The organism is Bacillus changyiensis (assembly GCF_027706145.1).
GTDB lineage: Bacteria > Bacillota > Bacilli > Bacillales > Bacillaceae > Bacillus > Bacillus changyiensis.
Genome location: NZ_JAQFWW010000001.1, coordinates 549,874 through 571,334 on the forward strand (window position 1 = coordinate 549,874; position 21,461 = coordinate 571,334).

Sequence of the window (21,461 nt, forward strand, 5' to 3'; positions counted from 1 at the left end):
AGTCATCACTTCTTATAACATTCTTATTAGCGTATTCAAAAACCCTTCATTCTGTTCTTTGGAGCCTACCGATATCCGAAGTGACGTCGGAAATCCAAGCGCTTTTCCAGACCTTACAATATAACCTTGGCGAAGCAGCTCCTCAAACAGCACATCCGCATCCCGGTTAAAGTCAATTAAGACAAAATTTGTTTGTGAAGGATAGTATTTTAATCCATGTGTTGAACAAAAATCGTAATATTGCTGAAGCCCTTCCCTGTTTTTTCTAACACAATCCTTTATAAAAGTCTGGTCGTCAAGAGCTCCGAGTGCAGCTGCTTGTGCTAGCCGATTGATATTAAACGGTTGTCTCACTGGCTCTATCGCTTGAATCAACTGTTCTGAAGCAATACCATAGCCAATTCTTAAAGCCGCCAAACCGTATGCTTTTGAAAAAGTTCTCAGAATCATTAAGTTGGGATAGCGATCTAAAAGTGCAATGGTCTTCGGATAGTCCTCTGCAGTCACATATTCATAATACGCTTCATCTATCACAACAAGCACGTGTTTAGGAACCTGATCTAGAAAACGCAGCAGTTTTTGTTCTGGTTCATAACTTCCCGTCGGATTATTTGGACTGCATACCCAGACAATTTTTGTTTGTTGATCAATTGCATCAAGCATCAAATCTAGATCATGGCAGCCGTTTTCAAGCAGATTGATTTCTCGTACTTCTGCCCCTTCAATGACTGCATTATGTTTATACTGTGAAAATGTCGGGCTCGCCATCACAGTGTTTGAGTGGCTGTTAAGCATTGATCGGGAAATGATTTGGATCACCTCGTCTGCACCATTTCCAAAGATGATCTTCATCTCATTTACACCAAGATGTTTGGCAAGCTTTGTTCTTAACGAATGACTGGAGCCGTCTGGATAAAGGGGCATTTGTAAAATCTCTGATTGTAATGCAACTTTTGCCGATTCGGAATAACCAAACGGATTTTCGTTTGAGGCTAGCTTTACAACGGTCTTTAGATTAAACTCACGTTTCACTTCTTCAATTGGTTTTCCGGGCTGATATGGTGTTAATTGTGCTAATTGTTTCTTGATTTGCATTCATGGTCACCTCAGGTTTGCAATGTACGACGATGGGCTAAATGTTTTAGCATATTCTTCAAACATATTTAAGGCTTGTTCTCTTGTCTCAGGCGAGAGAAGATCATCTTTTAGCTCCTCTATCTTTTTGACTAGAGCGCTTCCGACGACAACACCGTCTGCAAGTTCATTCATCATTTTGACATGTTTAGAGCTTGATACTCCAAAACCGACAACGACAGGTACAGTGCTTATTGCTTTGACTGACCTGATAAAGGAAGAAATAGAATCATCAAATTGATTCCGTTCGCCCGTCACGCCAAGCGAAGATACACAATATACAAATCCCTTAGCCTGCTCAATAATTTGCTGAATTCGGCTTTCACTTGTCGGTGCAACAAGGGAAATATAAGTAATCCCATGTTCTTCGCAATTCCTTCTCAAAATGGTGCTTTCTTCAAACGGTAGATCTGGAACAAGCAATCCATCTATTTTATTTTGTTGCAGTAAAGCGAAAAAGCGTTCTGTATCTAATTGTAACACAGGATTATAATACGTAAAGAGAATAATCGGAATATTGACACCATTTTTTTTCATTTCACCTGCAAGTTTTATCGTTTCAATGATGTTCATCCCGCTATCAAGCGCTCTTTTTGATGCTCGTTGAATAACAGGACCATCTGCTAAGGGATCAGAATAAGGGACACCTAATTCAAGAACGGTTGCCCCTGCTTTTTGCAGAGATTTCGCCAATTCTATGGAGATTTCAAATTGCGGATCACCGGCTGTTATGAACGGGACAAAACATTTCTCAAGCGGCTCTTTTTTCAAATTAAACATCTTGACTCACCTCTTTTTCCAACACCTTCATTAAGGTGTTGACATCTTTGTCTCCTCTGCCAGAAAGGCAAACAAGAATACTTTTATCATTTCCCATATCCTTCGCGATTTCAAAAGCTTTTGCCAAAGCATGGGCAGATTCAATTGCTGGTAAAATCCCTTCTGTCTCAGCAAGCAGCTTTAAACTTGAAATGGCTTCATCATCTGTAACAGCTTCATATTGGACACGTCCACATTGATGAAGGTGTGCATGTTCTGGCCCAACTCCAGGATAGTCGAGTCCAGCTGATATGGAATACGGTTCAACAATCTGACCGTACTCATCTTGAAGCAAATAAGTTAAAGAACCGTGGATGACACCTTTAGAGCCTTTCGTTATTGTTGCGGCATGATTTGGTGTTCCAATTCCTTTTCCAGCCGCCTCAACGCCGATCAACTGAACAGATTCATCGATAAAGGCACTGAACATCCCAATCGCATTGCTTCCGCCTCCAACACAGGCGATCACTTTGTCAGGAAGAGATTGTTCCGTTTTATAAAATTGAGCCTTGGCCTCATCACCAATGATCCGCTGAAACTCCCGGACCATGCATGGATACGGATGGGGGCCGACTACAGAACCGATCATATAAAAATGATCGCGACAATGCTGGACCCAATAACGAATCGCTTCATTTGTTGCATCCTTCAATGTTCCATTTCCACTCGTTACCGAAACAACTTTAGCTCCTAACAGTTTCATGCGAAATACATTGAGCGATTGTCTTGCCACATCTTCCTCACCCATAAAAACAAGGCAAGACATACCAAACTTTGCAGCAACAGTTGCTGCGGCAACACCGTGTTGCCCAGCTCCAGTTTCAGCAATTAATTTTGTCTTGCCCATTTTTTTGGCAAGCAGCGCTTGGCCAAGAGCATTATTAATCTTATGCGCGCCGGTATGGTTTAAATCTTCTCTTTTTAAATATATTTTAGCTCCACCTAAATGATTTGTCAGTCGTTCCGCAAAGGTCAATGCAGTCGGCCGTCCTGAATAGTCATATAGCAACTGTTGATAATCCTTTTTAAACAATGGATCGTTTTTTAGTTCCATAAACGCTGTTTCAATCTCTTCCAAGGGTTGCATTAAAGTTTCCGGGACAAATTTTCCTCCAAATTGGCCAAACCTGCCTTGTTCATTCGGATATTGATACATTACATAAACACCCTTTCTTCGAAAAGGCTGATCAGCCTTTCACTCTTTTGACCTTTCTCTTCAATTCCGCTTGCCAGATCGATGCCTGGTGGCTGCCATTTTAACAGATTGGTTACGTTTTGGGGATGAACACCCCCAGCGATAAATAATCGTTTTCCTTCTTTTGCTGCTGTTTCTTTATAAAAAGGAACGTGCTCCCATGAAAAAGCTATGCCAGATCCTCCCCTTACCCCATGCACAGATGAATCAATGATAAATCCGTCTACAGTAGAAATGAGGTTGTTCATGGTGTGGATGGTACCACTTTCATGAGGAAGCGCCTTCCAAATCTCGCAATCTGTCATCACGCTTAGTTGTTTAATATCCTCTATTGTTTCATCTCCATGAAGCTGAATCACGTCTAAAGGAACGGTTTTAACAGTCTCAGCAATAGTGGCAGCTGACTCATTGACAAAGACACCGACAAGTTTTTTGTCTACTAAATCTACTTGTTTACACCATCTGTTCACATCAAGAGGATGTACAGATCGTTTACTTTCCGCAAAAATAAAACCGAGGTAATCAGCTAGAGAGCAAGCTGTCACCTTTAAATCATGTAACGAATGAATCCCACAATATTTCAGATTTGGTCTAATCATCGTTTATTTCTCCGAATAATTGATTGACTGCGGTTTGCTGTGATGGTTCTCTCATCAGTGATTCGCCGACAAGAACAGCTTGTGCACCGCAGTTTTTCACAAGAATCAAGTCCTCTTTTTTGCCGATCCCGCTTTCACTAATAAGAATTGTACCATCGGGAACGAGTTTTGCGATTCGTTCTGTTTGGCTGATGGAAGTTTCAAAGGTTTTCAGGTTTCGATTGTTCACACCGATCATCTCAGGAATAAACAACTTCAAAATCCCTTCAAGAGTCTTTTCATCATGAACCTCAACCAAGACATCCATTCCTTTTTGAGCAGCTTCTTCATACAGTTCATAAAGCTTACTCGAGTCAAGTGCTTCACCAATCAATAAAATTGCATCGGCTCCAATTCGATTCGCTTCTTCAACCTGAACTGAATCAATGATAAAATCCTTACGTAAAATGGGTAGTGAAACAACACGTTTAACTGCTGTCAAATATTCGTTCTTCCCTTGAAAGAAATGTTCATCTGTTAAGATTGACAAACAATCAGCTTTAGCCTGTTCGTACTGTTTGGCAATTTCCACAGGATCAAATCGCTCTTTTATCAACCCTTTTGATGGCGAAGCTTTTTTTATCTCAGCAATGAGAGCGACAAACCGATTCGGGGAAAGGAGCGCATTTTTAAAAGAACGTTTCGGTAGTTTTAGATCCTCAGGTAGTTCAATGTTTAACAACTCTGCTCGTTTTCTCTCAATCATTTGATCCAGCATAGCGCTCTTCCTCTCTTTTTAACTGGAACAGCTGATGAAGAGCTTTTCCTTTTTCAATCGTCTCAATAGCAATGGCCACGCCCTCTTTTAAACTAGACACCTGGTCTGCTACATATAAAGCGGCTCCTGCGTTAAACGCAGCGATATGAAGAGCAGACTCTGTACTGTTTTGTTTGAAAATATCGATGATGACTTGACCGCTTTCTTCTGCTGTGTTGACTTGAATGTCTGCTAGGTTGCCAAACGACAGACCGACGTCATATGGTTCAACAGTATACTCAAACCGCTTACCTTCCTTTAATTCAATCACATTTGTCGGTGATGTAATCGAAAATTCATCAAGACCTTCCCTGCTTGAAACAAATAAAACATGCTCTGGTTCGAAAAAAGCTAACGCTCCAGCCATCAACTTTGCTTTTTCAATTGAATAGACACCGATCACCTGCCGTTTGGCATTCATCGGGTTGCTAAGCGGGCCGAGTAGATTAAATACACTTCTAAAACCGAGATCTTTCCTTACTCCTGCCACATGCTTCATAGAAGGATAATAGCTTGGTGCGTATAAAAAACCCATATTATACTGTTCTATGCTGCGTTTTGCTTCTTCAGGTGTTGTCTGAATGTTCACTCCAAGATATTCAAGTACATCTGCACTTCCACTTTTCGATGAAACTGAACGATTTCCGTGTTTGGCAATTTTAGCACCAGCGGCAGAAGCAATAATAGCAGCTGCTGTTGAAACATTGAAAGTAGAAAGGCCATCACCTCCTGTTCCACACGTATCAACAAGGCCTTTTGGTCCTTCTATTGTTAATCCCTTCTCCCGCATTGTTCTGACAAAACCGATCACTTCTTCAACTGTTTCTCCCCGGTAAGTAAGAACGGAAAGCAGTCCACCTGTTTCAGCCGGACTCAATAAGCCTGACATCATCATGTCCATGATCTCTTTCGCCTCAGTTTCACTCATTGTACGCCCGTTAATGCAAGATTTCAGCAGTTCGTTCATTTCCGTACCCCTCTCTCCCTAGAAAAATCTTTTCTGCAATTTGGATCGTCTTGAGCAATGCTTTAGCTTTATTGAATGATTCTTCCCATTCCTTTTCAGGGACCGAGTCAGCCACAATCCCAGCGCCAGCTTGAATCGTCGCCACCCCGTCTTTGATACTCATCGTCCTGATTGTGATGCAAGAATCGATATTTCCGTCAAAGCCGATATATGCGATACAACCTCCATACGTCTCTCTCGGAGTTGGCTCAAGTTCGTTCAGAAGCTGCATGGCTCTTATTTTCGGAGCGCCTGTTAAAGTGCCGGCCGGAAACGCGCTCATTAAAGCATCAACCGGGTGAACACCTGTTTTTAAAGTACCGGTAACGACCGAAATCATGTGCATAACGTGGGAAAATGAGACAACCTTACCGAAGTCATTCACTTTGACAGACCCATATTCAGCCACTCTGCCAATATCATTTCTAGCTAAATCAACAAGCATACAATGCTCCGCTTTTTCTTTATCATCAGCCAAAAGTTCTTTCTGCAAACGCTCATCTTCAGCCTGACTGGTTCCCCGTTTTCTTGTCCCTGCAATCGGATGAATTTCGAGATGTCCATTTTGAACATGAATCAAACGTTCCGGCGAACTTCCAACAAGTTCACGATCAGGCAGCTTTATATAGTACATATATGGTGAAGGATTCACCAACCTCAGCACTCTGTATAATTCAAATGAACTGACTTTCACCGGAATTTCAAATCTTTGCGACAATACCCCTTGAAAGATATCTCCAGCTTTCATGTATTCTTTCAACCTCTCAACACCAACTAAAAATTGTGATTTTTCATGTGTTGATTGAATGTTTTCAACACTCAATGGTAAGTCGTGGTGATGAGAAAAAAATAATTCCTTTGCGGTTTTCCGGTCGCTCAACTTCTGTTTAAGCTGGTTGAGTTCCTGTTTAACACTTTTATAAATCCTGATCTTTTCTGTTTCTGTTTCAGTGCCATCAAGCCTCGCATAATGAATCAAGTGAACCTTTCTCAACTCATGATCATAGGCAACCATCTTTCTACAGACAAATAACAGACATTTCTCAAAATCGGTGTCATGTTGATGTTTGGCAATAGATGGTTCAACAAGGGACATAAAATCACAGCTTAAATATCCTACAGCCCCGCCGACAAACGGAATTTCTAAATCAGGCGTCTTGATTAAACATGTTTGTGACATCCATTCAAGAACTCTTTTTAATTGTGAAGCGCTATAAAGCTTCTGTTGATCTTGATCATATACGTGAACTTGACCGTTTTTCTCTTTAATCGTCAAAAATGGATCAAGACCGATAAAAGAATATCTCGACCAGACCGAAGAATCATCTCTGCTTTCAAGCAAGTATACGATCTCATTCTCCAGTTTTTCGACAACTTGAATCGGGGTTAGTGTATCCACAACATAACTTTCAACAATAGGAATCGTTCTGAAATGTACAGTGTCCTCCATAAACGAGGAAAAGTTATTCAAAGTTTCTCTCTCCTTTTTGTAGGTGAAGGAGAATGAGAGACAGCATGAGAAGGAAAAACAGGTTGGATATTTGCGTGAAAGTAAACAAACCCAAAAGACGATGTCTTTTGGGTAGAATGAATAAACGTTTTATACTCAGCTCATCTAAAAACTCATTCTCAAACTACCCTAATCTCATCTCAAACTAACCTTTATACACACTCCTGTGTATTTCTAAGGTTCTTATAATCGTATTATAATTCAGTCTTTTTTGTCAATGATAAATCAGGTCGAAGGGAAACGGCATTTTCTAAATAAACATGACAGATTTCATTTTGCCGTTTTTCAGTTTGCACAGTCATCATGACGCGAATGCACTGTTTCAGACCATGAGTTACATCCATTTCCTGCATGCACATCACAGGGACATACTGCCAACCTTCAAACATTCTTACGACTTTAGCAGGAAAGGCAGCGTGAAGATCAGGTGTGGCCGATATCAAAATGTGGACCACTGTTTCTGGTTTCACTTGATTTTCAATGATCATATTGTCAATCAGTTGTTTTGTCTTTTCGGTTATGTCTTTTTCTGTATCGTGTTCAACAGTGGTTGCTCCTCGAATACCGCGAATCATCATTCAAATCTCCTCCATTCTCCAGACATTCAGCCATCGTTCAATCTCTTCAGCTTTAAAAGAGTGCAGACTGACACTGCCGATCTGGTCAAGCAGGACAAACTGAATGATTCCTCCACGTGTCTTTTTATCACTCATCATTCGATTGACCAATGATTCTGTTGATACTTCTCGTTTTAGTTTTACCGGAAACCCAATATTCCCCAACCAGTTCTTAATATGTTTTCGGTCAAGTGGACAATTCAAAACCTGTTCACTGACAAACAAAGCAAACTGCATACCTAATGCCACGGCATCACCATGTGTCATTTCACCATAACCGTACTCAGCTTCAACAGCATGGCCTAATGTATGACCAAAATTTAAGTAGGCTCTGATTCCTTCTTCTCGCTCATCTTTCGAAACGATCGCTGCTTTAATTGAAACACCTTTATATATCATGTCATTCAGTTGTTCAGTTGTGATTTTTTCAAGTGAATCAATTGTAAAAAGATCTTTTAAAAATGATTCATCATGAATAAAGGCGTGTTTGATGACCTCTGCAAGTCCTGATCTCAGTTCTTTTTCGGGTAGAGTTGCAAGGCATTCTGTATCATAAATAACAGCTTTAGGCTGATGAAAAGCACCTACTAAATTTTTACCGAGCTGGTGGTTGATTGCGACCTTACCCCCAACTGCACTATCATGAGCTAGCAATGTTGTCGGAAATTGAAGATAATCGATACCTCTCATAAAAGTTGCTGCGACAAAACCAGCAAGATCACCGATGACACCCCCACCAAGAGCAATCATACAAGATGAACGATCAAGATGAAACTGAATCGCTTCTGTCTGCAGTTTCATGAACATATCAATGGATTTGGCTTGTTCGCCACTAGGGATAGTTACCTTTTTAACTGGCCAATGGCTATGTAGCAGATTAAACAGCTCTTCTCCATAATGCTTATCAACTTCTTCATCAGTAATCAAGAGAAGCTTTGTCATCGGCAAATTCAAAGACGACAGAAGTTCAACTGCATTTTTCCTAATGCCTTCACCAATAAAAATCGGATAAGTCAAAGAAGCTGTTTCAATGTGAAGTGATTTCATTAAAACTCCCTCGCCAATTCTCTCATTTTCTCAACATTTTCAGCGATCCGTTCCATTTGATCAACGCCAAATTGATCAACGATTGCACTCGCAATTTCCCAAGCTACAACTGCTTCGGCCACAACGCTGGCCGCTGGGACTGCACAAGAATCAGAACGTTCAATGCTGGCGTTGAACGGCTCTTTCGTCTCAATATCAACACTTTTTAGTGGTTTATATAGAGTTGGGATTGGCTTCATCACACCTCTGACTACAATTGGCATACCGGTTGTCATACCGCCCTCTAGTCCTCCAAGTCGGTTTGTTGACCGTGTATATCCTTTTTCATCATCCCAAATAATTTCGTCGTGAACCTCACTGCCGTTTTTTCTTGCTGCTTCAAAGCCAATTCCGAACTCAACACCTTTAAAAGCATTGATACTCAAAATCGCAGCAGCAAGCTTGCTGTCGAGTTTGCGATCGTAATGCACATAGCTACCGAGCCCAACAGGCACCCCTTCTACAATGACTTCAACTACTCCACCGATCGAATCACCATTTTCTTTCGCTTTGTCAATTGCAGCCATCATTTCTTTCCCAGCTTTACTATCAACGCATCTGACAGGTGAATCTTCCGTCACTTTTTTCAAGTCTTCAATTGAAGTGTAATTTGTATGCTCTGCCTTTATTCCGCCAATTTCCAAAACATGCCCTGCCACTTGAATACCAAGCTCAGACAAGATTTTTTTGGCAACCGCACCTGCAGCAACCCGGACAGTTGTTTCTCTAGCTGAAGAACGTTCGAGTACATTTCGCATATCCCTGTGGCCATATTTAATCGCACCGTTTAGATCAGCATGCCCTGGTCTCGGTCTTGATATTTGCCGCTTCATTTCCTGTTCTTCTTCTTCTGAAATCGGTTCTGAGCCCATGATTTTAGTCCAGTGGGCCCAGTCTTTATTTTCAACGACAAGTGCAATCGGAGATCCGAGAGAACGACCATGCCTGACACCACTTGTAATTTCCACCTGATCTTTTTCAATTTGCATACGCCGGCCCCGACCATATCCTTTTTGCCGTCTCAAAAGTTCATGGTTAATATCTTCTTTCGTGATCTGCAGTCCTGCAGGGACTCCTTCAATAATCGCTGTAAGCTGAGGACCGTGAGATTCGCCAGCTGTTAAATATCTCATGATTCCAATCTCCCTTCATCACATTAACGCTTTTAAGTAAAACTATAACACACCCCTTATACAAAAGTCAGCTAACTTTTTTGATAGAAGAACGTATCTGTTGATTTAAAACCGAATTTTTCCGGATTAAAAATCTGTTCTGTACTTCCCACAAACAATACTCCATTCTTTTTCAAACTACGGCTAAATTTGTGAAAAATCGCTTCTTTTGCTTCCTCGGTAAAATATATCAATACATTACGGCAGACAATGATATCAAACTCTGTTTCATATGGATCTGCTAATAAGTTGTGTTTTTGGAACTGAATATTTTTTCGGATGTCATCTTTAACGGTATAATAACTTCCGTTTTGTGTAAAATATTTTTCTTTCATCGCTTTCGGAACTTCCTGCAAGGATCTTTCCTGGTAGATTCCTTCTTTAGCCTTAGCTAATACTTTATCATCTATATCAGTTGCAATAATTTGATAGGCGGTCAGGTCTGGTTGTTGGCTTAGGATCATTGACAATGTATATGGTTCTTCTCCTGTTGAACATGCCGCACTCCATACCTTTAATTTTTTGGTTGGTTTTAATAAGGGAAGAATTGTTTTTTCAAGTACATCCCACCTTTTATAGTTTCTATAAAATTCAGAAACATTAATTGTCATTCTATCTAACGTCTCCTGAAGAAGACTGTCATTGTTTTCAAGTGCCAGTGCGAATTCCTTAAAATCACGGTAGCCCTTCTTAGCATAAAGAGAAGCTAACCTTCTTTTCATTTGGGTTTCTTTATATAAAGTTAAATCTACACCAGTTATATTTTTCCATTTATCTACAAAGAAGTTATAATTGTCCATGTCTTCTCTCCTCATTCACTCATGATGATATGTGTACAATTATAGCCTGTTTTCATAAAAAATTGTATATTTAACGTAAAAACACTTGTTTCCTTAATGTGGAAACAAGTGTTTTTTATGTTTCTATTTTAATAAATCCATTTGTTGATTAATTTTTCTTCCTCAACAAGCTCCTCTTGTTGAAAAAACAAATTAATTTCTCGTTCAGCACTTTCAGAAGAATCTGACCCGTGAATGATGTTCTTTCCAACAATCATCCCAAAATCGCCGCGTATTGTACCAGGTAAAGCCTCTTTAGGGTTTGTTTTACCAATGAGCTGTCTAGCAATCGAAATCGCATCTTCACCTTTCCATACCATAGCGAACACTGGACCTGATGTGATAAAGTCAACAAGTTCGCCAAAAAAAGGTTTTTCTTTGTGCTCTTGATAGTGTTTTCCAGCTGTTTCCTCGGAAATTTTCATTAGTTTTGCTCCGATTAACTGTAAACCCTTTCGTTCAAACCTTGATAAGACTTCACCGATAAGCTGACGCTGAACACCGTCAGGCTTTATCATCACAAACGTTTTTTCCATCATCAATTCTCCACCCCACTATATGTATAGGCTTTCAAATACTACATCGGAAATATAACATTTTTCGAACAATTAATCAATAAAGGGTATTCAATATTCATACTATAGATTCATTTGTCTAATTTGAGCACCCCCGCTTACACATCGCTCAGAAACTTGACTCGTTATGACAAAACAATCTCCTTTTGCTTATCATTTCCCTCACCACCAATCCATTGCATAAAGGTCTTCCGAGAGTACCATTAGTTTTAACATAATTGAAACAAAAAAAGCGATTCATTACATCACCCCTATAGAGGTGCGCAATTTCTCGCTGATTAAGCTAAAACCTGCGTTTTCCAATGTATTTTGCAATTTGAGAAAGTGTTATTCGCGCTCGGTTTTTTGGCAATGTTTCAAGAAGGCGAAACGCTTTATTCAAATACATTTCACTTACTTTAAACGATTTTTCAATCGAATCGGTTTTTTTCAGTTCTTCAATAATAGGTTTAATTTGCTGTGGGGTTGTTTCACTGTTGACAAGTTTTAATTTCGCTTTTAGCTCAGGAAATTGAAGAGCAAATAACACCGGAAGTGTAACGTTTCCTTGCAATAAGTCGCCTCCCACCGGTTTACCAAGCTCTTTTTCACTTGAAGTAAAATCAAGAATATCGTCAATAATCTGATAAGACATTCCTACATAATAGCCGAACCAATAAAGGGTTTGATGCACTTTTTCAGTAGTTCCAGAAGCTATCGCACCCAGCTGACAACTGGCTGCAATTAATAGCGCCGTTTTTCGCTTGATCCTTCTTAAATAGGTTCTGAGATTTTGCTCCATGTTATATTTATCTTTGATTTGTTCAATTTCTCCAAGACATACGTCAACAAGAGCTTGTGATAAAATTTGATGGGCTTTTGGTTCGTTTATTTTGGTCATGGATTCAAGTGAGCGGGCAAATAAGTAATCCCCTGTATACATCGCAATTCGATTATCCCATTTTGCTTTAATTGTCGGTTGTCCTCTTCTGAGCTCAGCGTCATCTATGACATCATCATGCACGAGTGAAGCCATGTGCATCAACTCTAAAGAAACAGCAACATTTTTAATCTTATGAATATCATAATCTCCAAACATGCCGCAAAGGAGGACAAACACCGGTCTAATCCGTTTACCTCCAGCCTGCAACAAGTGAAGGCTGGCTTCACTCAATAAAGGGTAATCAGAATGCACAGTTTTTTCAAGTTCTTTTTCTATTAAATCAATATCTTCGTTTAAAAAAGAATATAACGTTGTTAATTTCATATTGATTTCACCTAAGTCCTATCAGCATCATCGCTTCCAACCGACATGTGTAGCTGCTACACCGCCTGTGAATGCATGATATTGAACATTTTCTAATCCTGCCTCCTCAAATAAACCCGCAAGTTTCTTCATACCAGGGAATTCCCTTGCTGATTCTTGAAGCCAAGAATATTCTTTAAAACTTTTTGCAAATAGCTTTCCAAATACCGGCATAAGAAAACGGAAATAAATGTAGTACAGCTGCTTAAACCCGAATATTTCCGGTTGAGACGTTTCAAGACATACGACCTGTCCTCCAGGTTTTACCACTCGCGTCATCTCTTTTAAGACGGTTAAATAATCTGGAACATTGCGAAGTCCAAAACCGATGGTGACGCAATCGAACGTATCATCAGGAAATGGCAATTCCATTGCATTTCCATGAAGCAATTCAACCTGTCTGTAGGGTTTAGTCTTTTCCTTTGCAACCTTGAGCATATTTTTACTGAAATCTAACCCCTTAATCTCGCCTGTCTCTCCGGTAGCATCGGCAAGTGCAATGGTCCAGTCACCTGTTCCACAACAGACATCGAGCGCTTTTGCTCCTTTTTGAATATTCATTATCTTCATCGTTTTGTCACGCCATTTTTTATGCTGTTTAAAACTGATAACTGAATTCATCCGATCATAATTTTGAGATATTTTTTCGAAAACCCCGTGTACACGCTGTTCTTTAGACTGCTCCATGATCTTACCCTTCTTCCACTTTCTGATGATAGGTTCGCTTTTCAGGCTTAATCTCCTGCAAACGATCCAAGAGCCATTTCTGAACGCCAGGTTGTTTCACAAGGTATTGGCGGATCTCATTTTTTGCTTTTTCATAAGCCTCTTCTGCTAATTGCTCACATGTAGCCGGATCCGTTGAGAATTCTTCTTGCAAAATCGTCTCGACTAATCGTGAATGTTTCGCTTCAACAACAAGCCGCTTAAACACAAGAAAGTCATTGGCAACAGACTTCCAATGAGGTAAGTGAAAATGGTCAGCAAGATGATGGAAAAGTGAAGCTTCGACTATGCTGATACTTTTCTTAAGGCTGTCTAAGTCTTTTGTTGAATGATCGTAAATTCTTATTTTATGTTCATTTATTTCTTTAATTGCAGCAGCAAGTATCCGAATCATATAAATATCCTTCATACCCGATAACAGAGAGTAGTACATGCCGCTAAAGTAATCCCCTGCTAAAACTGTCAGCTGACGATTTTTATCGTCATCCTGTCTAATTGAAGCTGCTGTTGTCACTTCATCATGGGTATCAAGGGCTGTCTGAACAAGCATCGCCGTTAAAATGTAATTCTCCTTGTCAGCTTCTTTTAAATCTGTTTCATCAAACAGAGCATTCAAAAGAAACAGCTTATCCTCATCTACCTTCGGTGCAGTCAGATGCTTAGCTAGATATGGATGTGACAGTTTTTGATTCAGCTTCATTTTTAAATGTGATAAATGTCCGTAGATGTCTTGCAAAGATATCACCCTTGTCCCAAAATTCGCAGATTTTCTCGTAATTCGACGAAGAAAATTCAAGTATAACATAATATGATGAAAATTATCGGCTTATACCTTAATTCATTAAGAAAAGTCTTTATTTTTTTGCTTCACTTTTCATCTCACCGTAGGCTGTTTGAATGAGAGCCTCTCCACGGACTTTTATAGCAGAAGTATGCTCGGTAAACTGGCAGATCATGACCTCACCTTTATCGAGTTTTTCCGAATGGTGAAATCTTGTATCTGTTCCTCTTGTTAAACCAATCACATTGACACCGTCCTCAACGGCTTTAATGACCACAAAATCATTTAATTGATTATTGTTCATATTCGTTGCACACCTTTTCATTTTTTAATCGTGATGTTTAATGAGCGCCAAAACTTCAGAGCGGGCAGCAACATCTTCTTTAAATGTTCCCCTGACTGCAGACGTGACCGTTTTTGCTCCTGGTTTTTTAACACCTCTCATTGTCATACACATATGTTCTGCTTCAACAACCACCATTACTCCATGAGGTGTCAAAGTCTCAACAATGCTATCGGCAATCGTTGACGTGATCCGTTCCTGTAGTTGAGGACGTTTTGCCACCGCTTCAACCGCTCTTGCCAACTTGCTAAGACCTGTTACCTTGCCTCCTTGCGGAATATAAGCGACATGTGCTTTTCCATAAAAAGGAACCAAATGATGTTCACACATTGAATAAAAAGGAATATCTTTAACGAGAACGAGTTCTTCATGATCTTCGCCAAAAATCGTTTTAAAGTGTTCTTTAGGGTCCTCATTTAATCCGGCAAACACTTCAGTATACATTTTTGCCACCCTTTTCGGTGTATCAAGAAGACCTTCCCTGTTTGGATCTTCGCCAATTGCTTCTAATATAAGCCGAACTGCTTGTTCAATCTGTTCTTTATTCATTTCTCTCATGATTTTATAATCCTCCAAAAAACGCATACATTTAATACAGATTCTAGCATACTTCAGCTTATAAAAGCAAAATGAAAGACTTTTTGACAGTCAAGTTTTAGCACCACTCTATTAAATATGAAAAGCCCCTTATAAAAGGGGCTTTTTTGTGAAGAAACAACATCGTATGTATAAATTATACATACTACTATTTTCCTGCTACAGCGTCTTTAAGTGCCTTACCTGGTTTGAAAGCAGGGACTTTGCTTGCAGGGATTTCGATTTCTTCACCAGTTTGAGGGTTGCGTCCTTTACGAGCTGAGCGCTCACGAACCTCAAAGTTACCAAAACCGATCAATTGAATTTTTTCACCGTTTTTAAGTACTTCTAAAATTGTATCAAAAACAGAATCAACTGCTTTAGTAGCGTCTTTTTTAGAAAGTTCACTTGCTTCTGCAACTGCATTAATTAGTTCTGTCTTGTTCATGCCTTTCACCTCCTCCCAAAAGGGATCAATCAATAGATTATCATCATTTCTTCACAGTTCAACCTGTTTCTATACCTGTTTGAAAGAAATTTCAAATAAATATAGAAAAGGCATTTCACAGCTTTTAAAGAAAATTTCATCTCTAGAGGAGCGTTTGTCCAATAGAGTGAAGATTTTCTGTATGTAGATTAACACATATGAAAAGCCATATCAAGCATTTTAAAGCTTAGATCCCTTATTCGTCAAGGTTTAAACTGAAATACGCGAACAAATATTCCTGTTTTTACTTTTTTACTCAATATTTTTCCGATATTTCCAAATGGGAACTTCATGATAAACAAAAAAGACCTCCCAGTCTTAAGAGGTCTTCCTTTTTATAAGATAATCGCAATTAAACCACCAGAACCTTCATTGATGATGCGTTCTAATGTTTCTTTTAGTTTATATCTTGCATTTTCTGGCATGAGTGACAGTTTTGCTTGAATCCCTTCTCTGACAATCGAGCTAAGACTTCTGCCAAAAATATCGGAATTCCAAATGGATAGTGGATCGTCTTCAAAATCCTGCATTAAATATCTGACAAGCTCTTCACTTTGCTTTTCGGTTCCGATAATTGGTGCAAATTCACTTTCTACATCAACCTTAACCATATGAATGGATGGTGCGACCGCCTTCAAACGGACACCAAACCTTGAACCTTGTCTGATGATTTCAGGTTCATCAAGACTCATGTCAGTTAGTGCTGGAGCGGCAATTCCATAGCCAGTTTGTTTGACCATTTTCAATGCATCTGATACTTGGTCATATTCTGTCTTTGCATAGGCAAAATCCTGCATCAGCTGTAACAAATGATCCTTGCCTCTAATTTCAACACCAACGACTTCTCTTAAGATTTGATCGTATAAATCATCTGGGGCATACAAGTCGATTTCTGCAATTCCTTGCCCCATCTCAATGCCAGCAAGGCTTGCTCGCTCAATAAAGTCAAATTCGCTGAAATGGCCAACAACACGATCGACATCTCTTAATCTTTTAATATCTTTGACGGTTTCTTTAACTGAATCCTGATAGTTTTCACGAAGCCAGTGATTTTCTTTTAGAACCATCACCCAGCTAGGCAGGTTAACATTGACTTCAAGAACGGGAAACTCGTATAGTGCTTCTCTAAGCACGCTGAGGACATCAGTTTCTCTCATGCTCTCAACGCTCATTGCAAGAACAGGTATATCATACTTCTCCATCAATTCATTTCGGAGTGCTTCTGTTTCAGGATGATGCGGTCGAACGGAATTGATCACCATGATGAATGGTTTTCCTACCTCTTTAAGCTCTTCGATCACTCTTTCTTCCGCTTCAATGTAATCCTGTCTAGGAATTTCTCCGATGCTACCATCAGTTGTAATGACAACACCAATTGTTGAATGCTCCTGAATAACCTTTCTCGTACCGATTTCAGCTGCTTCATGAAACGGAATCGGTTCTTCATACCAAGGTGTGTTAATCATTCTCGGACCATTTTCATCTTCATAACCTTTTGCACCAGGTACTGTGTAGCCGACACAGTCAACAAGCCTTATATTCACATCAAGTCCATCACTGACATGAACTGACATCGCCTGGTTTGGAACAAACTTCGGTTCAGTTGTCATAATCGTTTTACCAGCAGCGCTCTGCGGGAGCTCATCTTGTGCCCGCGCCCGGTCTGCTTCATTGTTGATATTTGGGAGCACCACCAGCTCCATAAATTTTTTAATAAACGTAGATTTTCCTGTACGTACAGCACCCACGACACCTAAGTATATATCGCCTCCTGTTCGTTCAGCGATATCCTTGAAAATATCGACCTTTTCCAAGTGATCCCCTCCCGGACTTCCAATCCTTGTCAAATTTTCACTACTTCACCAATCAAAAACAGGACACTACATTGTATGACGTTGTCCTATTTCAATATGACAGCTTTAAGTAAAGTTCTTCTCGCCATGCATGAAAAAACCTTTCTCCTAATTGTATGCAGAGGAGAAAGGTTCATGACAACTTCTTTTCATTGTAAAAAAACAGGCTCCTGTTTGTCATTTACAGTGTATTTGACTGAAAACGCTGGAACAAACGGAGTTTCCTTCCAGATCAAATCTTGGATTTGTTCACCGGGTTTTATTTTTTTTCCTGATTTTTTAAGTAGTGAGGCTAAATCAAGGCGGTAATCCACTTTGATGTCCCCTTTTTCATCAATGAGAAGCGGCAAGGAGGTACCTGTAAGCGGACTGGTAACAGATGGTGCGTCTTTTAAGCCTAATTTATGATAATCAAGCATAAATAAATGTTTAGAGACCACTTTTTGATATGGCGGATAACGATACTGTTGTTTATACATATCCACTCGAAGTTTCAGGTCGCTGATCGTTTCAGACATTTTGACATCAATCAGCTTAACTGTTGGTTTTTTTTCTACATCTACTAAAACATATAAATATTCCCCTCCATTTTCATAAGAAGTACCAGGTGCTTCTTCTAAATAGCGAGGTGTCAATCTATTAAAATCAATAGGATATTTTTGATAGACCGGAACAGACATATCCCTTGTTTTAATTGGCAGAAGCCCTCCCGTCGCTTCTTTAAACTTATCTACCGCTGCTTGTACCACAGCGAGCTGATTTTGATAGGAAACATTGTTCTGTGACTTTCTTTCTTCAGGGTATAAGCATCCGCTTAAAATAGATGCTGTAAACAAGAATGAAATCAGCACATGAAATTTTTTCATCTTCATCTTCCTTTTAAACATTAATCATTGACAGGACCACTGAAGACAACAATAAAGACAATCACTCCAGAGACAACCATACATGAATATGCCAAACATGATATAAATATTTTGAAAAAGCGGTTTTTCAATCTATATCTACTTATGTAGATGGCTATCACCGCTAAAAACATTAGTCCCATTGATCCCAAGGCAAACCACATTTTTAACAGACCAAGACTCACACAAAAACCCTCCTTCTTTATTGTGACTCCCACAGCTAAAGCCTCAAACCCTGCACCTTACGATGCGACGGGTGAGATTCTTGAAGGACTACACGTTCGCAATCCATTTCTGTTTTGAACAGCCTTCTTTCATGATAAGGGTGTCTCAAGATGACTGATTGATGATAACCATCGATTATTCATGGCACTCGACTAAATTCTTATGTTTTGCAAATCCACATTTCAAGAAGTGGGCTTCCGAGCTCGAGAAATCTGGAAGCGCTACATTTCATTTTATATAAGAAAAACCAGAACTTCAACAAAATTCCCAATTTTATATCAGTATAGAAAATAGAAAAAAGCCTGAAGCAAAGAGGGGGACTTTACTTCAGGCTGACAATCAGACTATAAAACCCAGATGTTTAGATACAGCTCTTCTAGACTTCGATTGTATTTTATGCAAGTCTTCGGACAAATGTATCCTCTCTTGCCTAAGTCACCAAAATGTTTCAGCTTTTATAACAAATTTCAGGAAAGAGTCTGTACAGTCTATTTATTTCATTCGGTTTTCAAATGTATTGACGATATCTTCCATCTCGTGAGTTTTCACTCTTGCCATCAATCCTTCGACAGCTGTCTCAACTTTTTTACCATCAAATAATACTTTATGCAACGCTTCAGTGATCGGCATTTTAACATGATATTTCTGTGAGAGCTGGTATGCCGCTTTTGTAGTGCGTACCCCCTCAACAACCATACCCATTTCTTCAAGCACTTCTTCAAGTTTACAGCCTTTACCTAGCATATTACCGGCACGCCAATTTCGTGAATGGACACTTGTACATGTTACAATGAGATCGCCAATTCCCGTCAAACCAGAAAATGTTAGCGGGTTTCCGCCCATCTTTGTTCCTAAACGAGCGATTTCTGCCAACCCCCGTGTAATCAAAGCAGCTTTTGCATTATCACCATAACCTAAGCCGTCCGTAATTCCAGCGGCAAGCGCAATGACATTTTTCAAGGAGCCACCCAGCTCGACTCCGATAATATCAGGATTGGTATACACTCGAAAGTTCTGATTCATAAACATATCTTGTATCGCTTGGGCATTTTCAATGTTATTCTGTGCAGAAACTGTCACTGTTGTTGGATGGCGCAAGCCTACTTCCTCAGCATGACTTGGACCAGAGAGAACGACGATGTCTTTTCTAATATCTGCTGGTATTTCTTCTTCCATCATTTCTGAAATTCTTAGCAGTGAGTCAGGCTCAATTCCTTTAGAAACATGGACAAAAATAATTTTTTTCTTAATGAAAGGCACTGCTTGTCTAAGTACTTCGCGAATTGCTTTTGTTGGAATAGCTATAATCACGGTGTCAATATCGGTTAGTGCAGCTTGCAAATCCATTGTAGCGTTTACTGTGTCAGGCAGCTTGACACCTGGCAAATAATCGCTGTTTTCATGCTGTTCATTGATTTGCCGAATTTGTTCTTCTCGATTTCCCCATACCATCACATCATAGCGGTTATCTGCTAAAACGAGTGATAAGGCAGTTCCCCAGCTTCCAGCTCCAAGAATCGTTACTTTTTTCATTTCCTTACACCTCTTTTATTTTCTTGCTCTTGCGAAAATTTTGATGGGTGTTCCCTCGAATCCAAACGCATCACGGATCCGATTTTCTAAAAATCGCTCATAAGAAAAATGCATAAGCTCCGGATCATTAACAAACACAACAAAAGTCGGCGGCTTAATAGCCACTTGGGTTGCATAATAGATTTTTAAACGTTGTCCATTATGAGTCGGCGTTGGATTCATCGCCACCGCATCCATGATAATATCATTTAGAATATTGGTTTGAACCCTCATCGAGTGGTTTTCACTCGCGGTAATGATAGCAGGCATCATTGTATGGATCCGCTTTTTCGTTAATGCTGACATAAATAAAACTGGCGCATAATCTAAAAATTGAAAGTGGTCTCTTATATTTTGTTCGAATTCTTTCATCGTACTTTCATCTTTTTCAACTGCATCCCATTTATTCACAATCACGACAACAGCTTTCCCTGCTTCATGTGCATATCCGGCAATTCGCTTATCCTGTTCAATAATACCTTCTTCACCGTCCAACACAACAGCAACAACTTCTGAACGATCAATCGCTTTTAAAGCTCTGAGCACACTATATTTTTCTGTTGACTCATAGACTTTTCCTTTCTTTCTCATCCCAGCAGTGTCAACAATGACAAAGTCGCGTTGATTGTATGTAAACCTTGTATCAATGGCATCACGTGTCGTCCCAGCCATATTGCTAACAATGACGCGCTCTTCTCCAAGCATAGCGTTCACAAGTGACGATTTTCCCACATTCGGCCGGCCTATCAGACAAAATTGAATCACTTCATCTTCATATTTAGTCTCAGGTATGTTTTTAAAATGTTCACTCACAGCATCAAGTAAATCGCCTAATCCAAGTCCATGTGTACCTGAAATTGGGAAAGGTTCACCAAAACCGAGTGAATAAAAATCATAGACATTTGCTCTCATTTCGGGATTATCAAGTTTATTAACCGCAAGAACAACTGGTTTTTTTGTTCGGTATAATATTTTTGCCACTTCTTCATCTGCACTAGTGACACCTTCACGCCCATTCGTCATAAAAATAATGACGTCCGCTTCTTCCATAGCGATTTCAGCCTGATGTCGAATTTGTGCTAAAAACGGTTCATCACCAACTTCAATTCCCCCGGTATCAATCAGATTAAAATCATGATTCAGCCATTCAGCAGAACTATATATCCGATCCCGGGTCACACCAGGTGTATCTTCCACAATTGAAATTCTTTCGCCTGCAATCCGGTTAAAAATCGTAGACTTCCCAACATTGGGTCTTCCAACTATGGCTACGACAGGTTTTCCCATAGAACCCTTCCTTTCAATTCTCTTCGAAGCATTTTCTCATCAATGTTCAGAAAGAAGCCCTTCTTTTTCTCAA

The 21,461-nt window shown here is 39.7% G+C and carries 23 protein-coding genes; all 23 read right to left on the reverse strand.

The features are described 5' to 3' along the window. Positions 1-12: 12 nt before the first annotated feature. The 23 genes from hisC to der all read right to left on the reverse strand — a co-directional run bounded on the left by hisC (position 13) and on the right by der (position 21,388). Complete coding sequence (gene hisC, locus PDT38_RS02865; protein ID WP_270798915.1) at positions 13-1,095, reverse strand: histidinol-phosphate transaminase; 1,083 nt, start codon at positions 1,093-1,095, stop codon at positions 13-15. 6 nt (positions 1,096-1,101) lie between these two features. Beyond that, positions 1,102-1,914: a tryptophan synthase subunit alpha gene (trpA, locus tag PDT38_RS02870; protein ID WP_270798916.1), complete on the reverse strand. Its 813-nt coding sequence runs from the start codon at positions 1,912-1,914 to the stop codon at positions 1,102-1,104. Next, positions 1,907-3,109, reverse strand: a complete 1,203-nt coding sequence (trpB, locus tag PDT38_RS02875; protein ID WP_270798917.1) for a tryptophan synthase subunit beta — start codon at positions 3,107-3,109, stop codon at positions 1,907-1,909. Before trpB ends, trpA begins: the two co-directional genes overlap by 8 nt. Continuing rightward, complete coding sequence (locus tag PDT38_RS02880; protein WP_270798918.1) at positions 3,109-3,747, reverse strand: phosphoribosylanthranilate isomerase; 639 nt, start codon at positions 3,745-3,747, stop codon at positions 3,109-3,111. Before PDT38_RS02880 ends, trpB begins: the two co-directional genes overlap by 1 nt. Next, entirely contained in the window at positions 3,740-4,504 is a 765-nt protein-coding gene (gene trpC / locus PDT38_RS02885; RefSeq protein ID WP_270798919.1) for an indole-3-glycerol phosphate synthase TrpC, read from the reverse strand. The genes PDT38_RS02880 and trpC overlap by 8 nt, the downstream gene beginning before the upstream one ends. Beyond that, positions 4,485-5,510, reverse strand: a complete 1,026-nt coding sequence (gene trpD, locus PDT38_RS02890) for an anthranilate phosphoribosyltransferase (RefSeq protein ID WP_270798920.1) — start codon at positions 5,508-5,510, stop codon at positions 4,485-4,487. Before trpD ends, trpC begins: the two co-directional genes overlap by 20 nt. Continuing rightward, positions 5,482-6,999 (reverse strand): anthranilate synthase component I, encoded by a 1,518-nt coding sequence (trpE, locus tag PDT38_RS02895; RefSeq protein WP_270800102.1) that lies wholly within the window; start codon positions 6,997-6,999, stop codon positions 5,482-5,484. The genes trpD and trpE overlap by 29 nt, the downstream gene beginning before the upstream one ends. 254 nt (positions 7,000-7,253) lie before the next feature. Next, positions 7,254-7,637 (reverse strand): chorismate mutase, encoded by a 384-nt coding sequence (gene aroH / locus PDT38_RS02900; protein ID WP_270798921.1) that lies wholly within the window; start codon positions 7,635-7,637, stop codon positions 7,254-7,256. After that, complete coding sequence (aroB, locus tag PDT38_RS02905; protein WP_270798922.1) at positions 7,638-8,723, reverse strand: 3-dehydroquinate synthase; 1,086 nt, start codon at positions 8,721-8,723, stop codon at positions 7,638-7,640. Continuing rightward, positions 8,723-9,895, reverse strand: coding sequence for a chorismate synthase (aroC, locus tag PDT38_RS02910; protein ID WP_270798923.1), 1,173 nt, complete (start codon positions 9,893-9,895; stop codon positions 8,723-8,725). Before aroC ends, aroB begins: the two co-directional genes overlap by 1 nt. 71 nt (positions 9,896-9,966) lie before the next feature. Continuing rightward, entirely contained in the window at positions 9,967-10,734 is a 768-nt protein-coding gene (locus PDT38_RS02915; RefSeq protein ID WP_270798925.1) for a CheR family methyltransferase, read from the reverse strand. 128 nt (positions 10,735-10,862) lie between these two features. Continuing rightward, positions 10,863-11,312: a nucleoside-diphosphate kinase gene (gene ndk / locus PDT38_RS02920; protein ID WP_270798926.1), complete on the reverse strand. Its 450-nt coding sequence runs from the start codon at positions 11,310-11,312 to the stop codon at positions 10,863-10,865. A 319-nt stretch (positions 11,313-11,631) separates the two neighbouring features. After that, on the reverse strand, positions 11,632-12,594 hold the full coding sequence (gene hepT / locus PDT38_RS02925; protein ID WP_270798927.1) for a heptaprenyl diphosphate synthase component II: 963 nt from the start codon (positions 12,592-12,594) through the stop codon (positions 11,632-11,634). Between the two features lie 27 nt (positions 12,595-12,621). Beyond that, positions 12,622-13,320, reverse strand: a complete 699-nt coding sequence (locus tag PDT38_RS02930) for a demethylmenaquinone methyltransferase (protein WP_270798928.1) — start codon at positions 13,318-13,320, stop codon at positions 12,622-12,624. Between the two features lie 4 nt (positions 13,321-13,324). Then, positions 13,325-14,095: a heptaprenyl diphosphate synthase component 1 gene (locus PDT38_RS02935; protein WP_270798929.1), complete on the reverse strand. Its 771-nt coding sequence runs from the start codon at positions 14,093-14,095 to the stop codon at positions 13,325-13,327. A gap of 118 nt (positions 14,096-14,213) precedes the next feature. After that, positions 14,214-14,444, reverse strand: coding sequence for a trp RNA-binding attenuation protein MtrB (mtrB, locus tag PDT38_RS02940; RefSeq protein WP_172295254.1), 231 nt, complete (start codon positions 14,442-14,444; stop codon positions 14,214-14,216). A gap of 24 nt (positions 14,445-14,468) precedes the next feature. After that, complete coding sequence (folE, locus tag PDT38_RS02945; protein ID WP_270798930.1) at positions 14,469-15,041, reverse strand: GTP cyclohydrolase I FolE; 573 nt, start codon at positions 15,039-15,041, stop codon at positions 14,469-14,471. A 187-nt stretch (positions 15,042-15,228) separates the two neighbouring features. Continuing rightward, positions 15,229-15,507 carry a non-specific DNA-binding protein Hbs gene (hbs, locus tag PDT38_RS02950; RefSeq protein WP_172295250.1) on the reverse strand — a complete coding sequence of 93 codons (279 nt, stop codon included), beginning with the start codon at positions 15,505-15,507 and terminating at the stop codon, positions 15,229-15,231. 374 nt (positions 15,508-15,881) lie between these two features. Continuing rightward, entirely contained in the window at positions 15,882-17,360 is a 1,479-nt protein-coding gene (spoIVA, locus tag PDT38_RS02955; RefSeq protein WP_270798931.1) for a stage IV sporulation protein A, read from the reverse strand. A gap of 188 nt (positions 17,361-17,548) precedes the next feature. Then, on the reverse strand, positions 17,549-18,265 hold the full coding sequence (locus PDT38_RS02960; protein WP_270798932.1) for a hypothetical protein: 717 nt from the start codon (positions 18,263-18,265) through the stop codon (positions 17,549-17,551). 20 nt (positions 18,266-18,285) lie between these two features. Further along, entirely contained in the window at positions 18,286-18,489 is a 204-nt protein-coding gene (locus tag PDT38_RS02965) for a DUF2768 domain-containing protein (protein ID WP_172295244.1), read from the reverse strand. A gap of 532 nt (positions 18,490-19,021) precedes the next feature. Next, entirely contained in the window at positions 19,022-20,062 is a 1,041-nt protein-coding gene (locus PDT38_RS02970) for an NAD(P)H-dependent glycerol-3-phosphate dehydrogenase (protein WP_270798933.1), read from the reverse strand. A 15-nt stretch (positions 20,063-20,077) separates the two neighbouring features. Next, the gene (gene der / locus PDT38_RS02975) at positions 20,078-21,388 is read right to left on the reverse strand and encodes a ribosome biogenesis GTPase Der (protein WP_270798934.1); all 1,311 of its coding nucleotides are present in this window, start codon (positions 21,386-21,388) and stop codon (positions 20,078-20,080) included. Positions 21,389-21,461: the final 73 nt, after the last annotated feature.

What these genes read in the sequence shown, in the direction of transcription:
- hisC (WP_270798915.1), bottom strand. Translation starts at nt 1,095, where the DNA reads ATGCAAATCAAGAAACAATTAGCACAATTAACACCATATCAGCCCGGA.
- trpA (WP_270798916.1), bottom strand. Translation starts at nt 1,914, where the DNA reads ATGTTTAATTTGAAAAAAGAGCCGCTTGAGAAATGTTTTGTCCCGTTC.
- trpB (WP_270798917.1), bottom strand. Translation starts at nt 3,109, where the DNA reads ATGTATCAATATCCGAATGAACAAGGCAGGTTTGGCCAATTTGGAGGA.
- PDT38_RS02880 (WP_270798918.1), bottom strand. Translation starts at nt 3,747, where the DNA reads ATGATTAGACCAAATCTGAAATATTGTGGGATTCATTCGTTACATGAT.
- trpC (WP_270798919.1), bottom strand. Translation starts at nt 4,504, where the DNA reads ATGCTGGATCAAATGATTGAGAGAAAACGAGCAGAGTTGTTAAACATT.
- trpD (WP_270798920.1), bottom strand. Translation starts at nt 5,510, where the DNA reads ATGAACGAACTGCTGAAATCTTGCATTAACGGGCGTACAATGAGTGAA.
- trpE (WP_270800102.1), bottom strand. Translation starts at nt 6,999, where the DNA reads ATGGAGGACACTGTACATTTCAGAACGATTCCTATTGTTGAAAGTTAT.
- aroH (WP_270798921.1), bottom strand. Translation starts at nt 7,637, where the DNA reads ATGATGATTCGCGGTATTCGAGGAGCAACCACTGTTGAACACGATACA.
- aroB (WP_270798922.1), bottom strand. Translation starts at nt 8,723, where the DNA reads ATGAAATCACTTCACATTGAAACAGCTTCTTTGACTTATCCGATTTTT.
- aroC (WP_270798923.1), bottom strand. Translation starts at nt 9,895, where the DNA reads ATGAGATATTTAACAGCTGGCGAATCTCACGGTCCTCAGCTTACAGCG.
- PDT38_RS02915 (WP_270798925.1), bottom strand. Translation starts at nt 10,734, where the DNA reads ATGGACAATTATAACTTCTTTGTAGATAAATGGAAAAATATAACTGGT.
- ndk (WP_270798926.1), bottom strand. Translation starts at nt 11,312, where the DNA reads ATGATGGAAAAAACGTTTGTGATGATAAAGCCTGACGGTGTTCAGCGT.
- hepT (WP_270798927.1), bottom strand. Translation starts at nt 12,594, where the DNA reads ATGAAATTAACAACGTTATATTCTTTTTTAAACGAAGATATTGATTTA.
- PDT38_RS02930 (WP_270798928.1), bottom strand. Translation starts at nt 13,320, where the DNA reads ATGGAGCAGTCTAAAGAACAGCGTGTACACGGGGTTTTCGAAAAAATA.
- mtrB (WP_172295254.1), bottom strand. Translation starts at nt 14,444, where the DNA reads ATGAACAATAATCAATTAAATGATTTTGTGGTCATTAAAGCCGTTGAG.
- folE (WP_270798930.1), bottom strand. Translation starts at nt 15,041, where the DNA reads ATGAGAGAAATGAATAAAGAACAGATTGAACAAGCAGTTCGGCTTATA.
- hbs (WP_172295250.1), bottom strand. Translation starts at nt 15,507, where the DNA reads ATGAACAAGACAGAACTAATTAATGCAGTTGCAGAAGCAAGTGAACTT.
- PDT38_RS02960 (WP_270798932.1), bottom strand. Translation starts at nt 18,265, where the DNA reads ATGAAAAAATTTCATGTGCTGATTTCATTCTTGTTTACAGCATCTATT.
- PDT38_RS02970 (WP_270798933.1), bottom strand. Translation starts at nt 20,062, where the DNA reads ATGAAAAAAGTAACGATTCTTGGAGCTGGAAGCTGGGGAACTGCCTTA.
- der (WP_270798934.1), bottom strand. Translation starts at nt 21,388, where the DNA reads ATGGGAAAACCTGTCGTAGCCATAGTTGGAAGACCCAATGTTGGGAAG.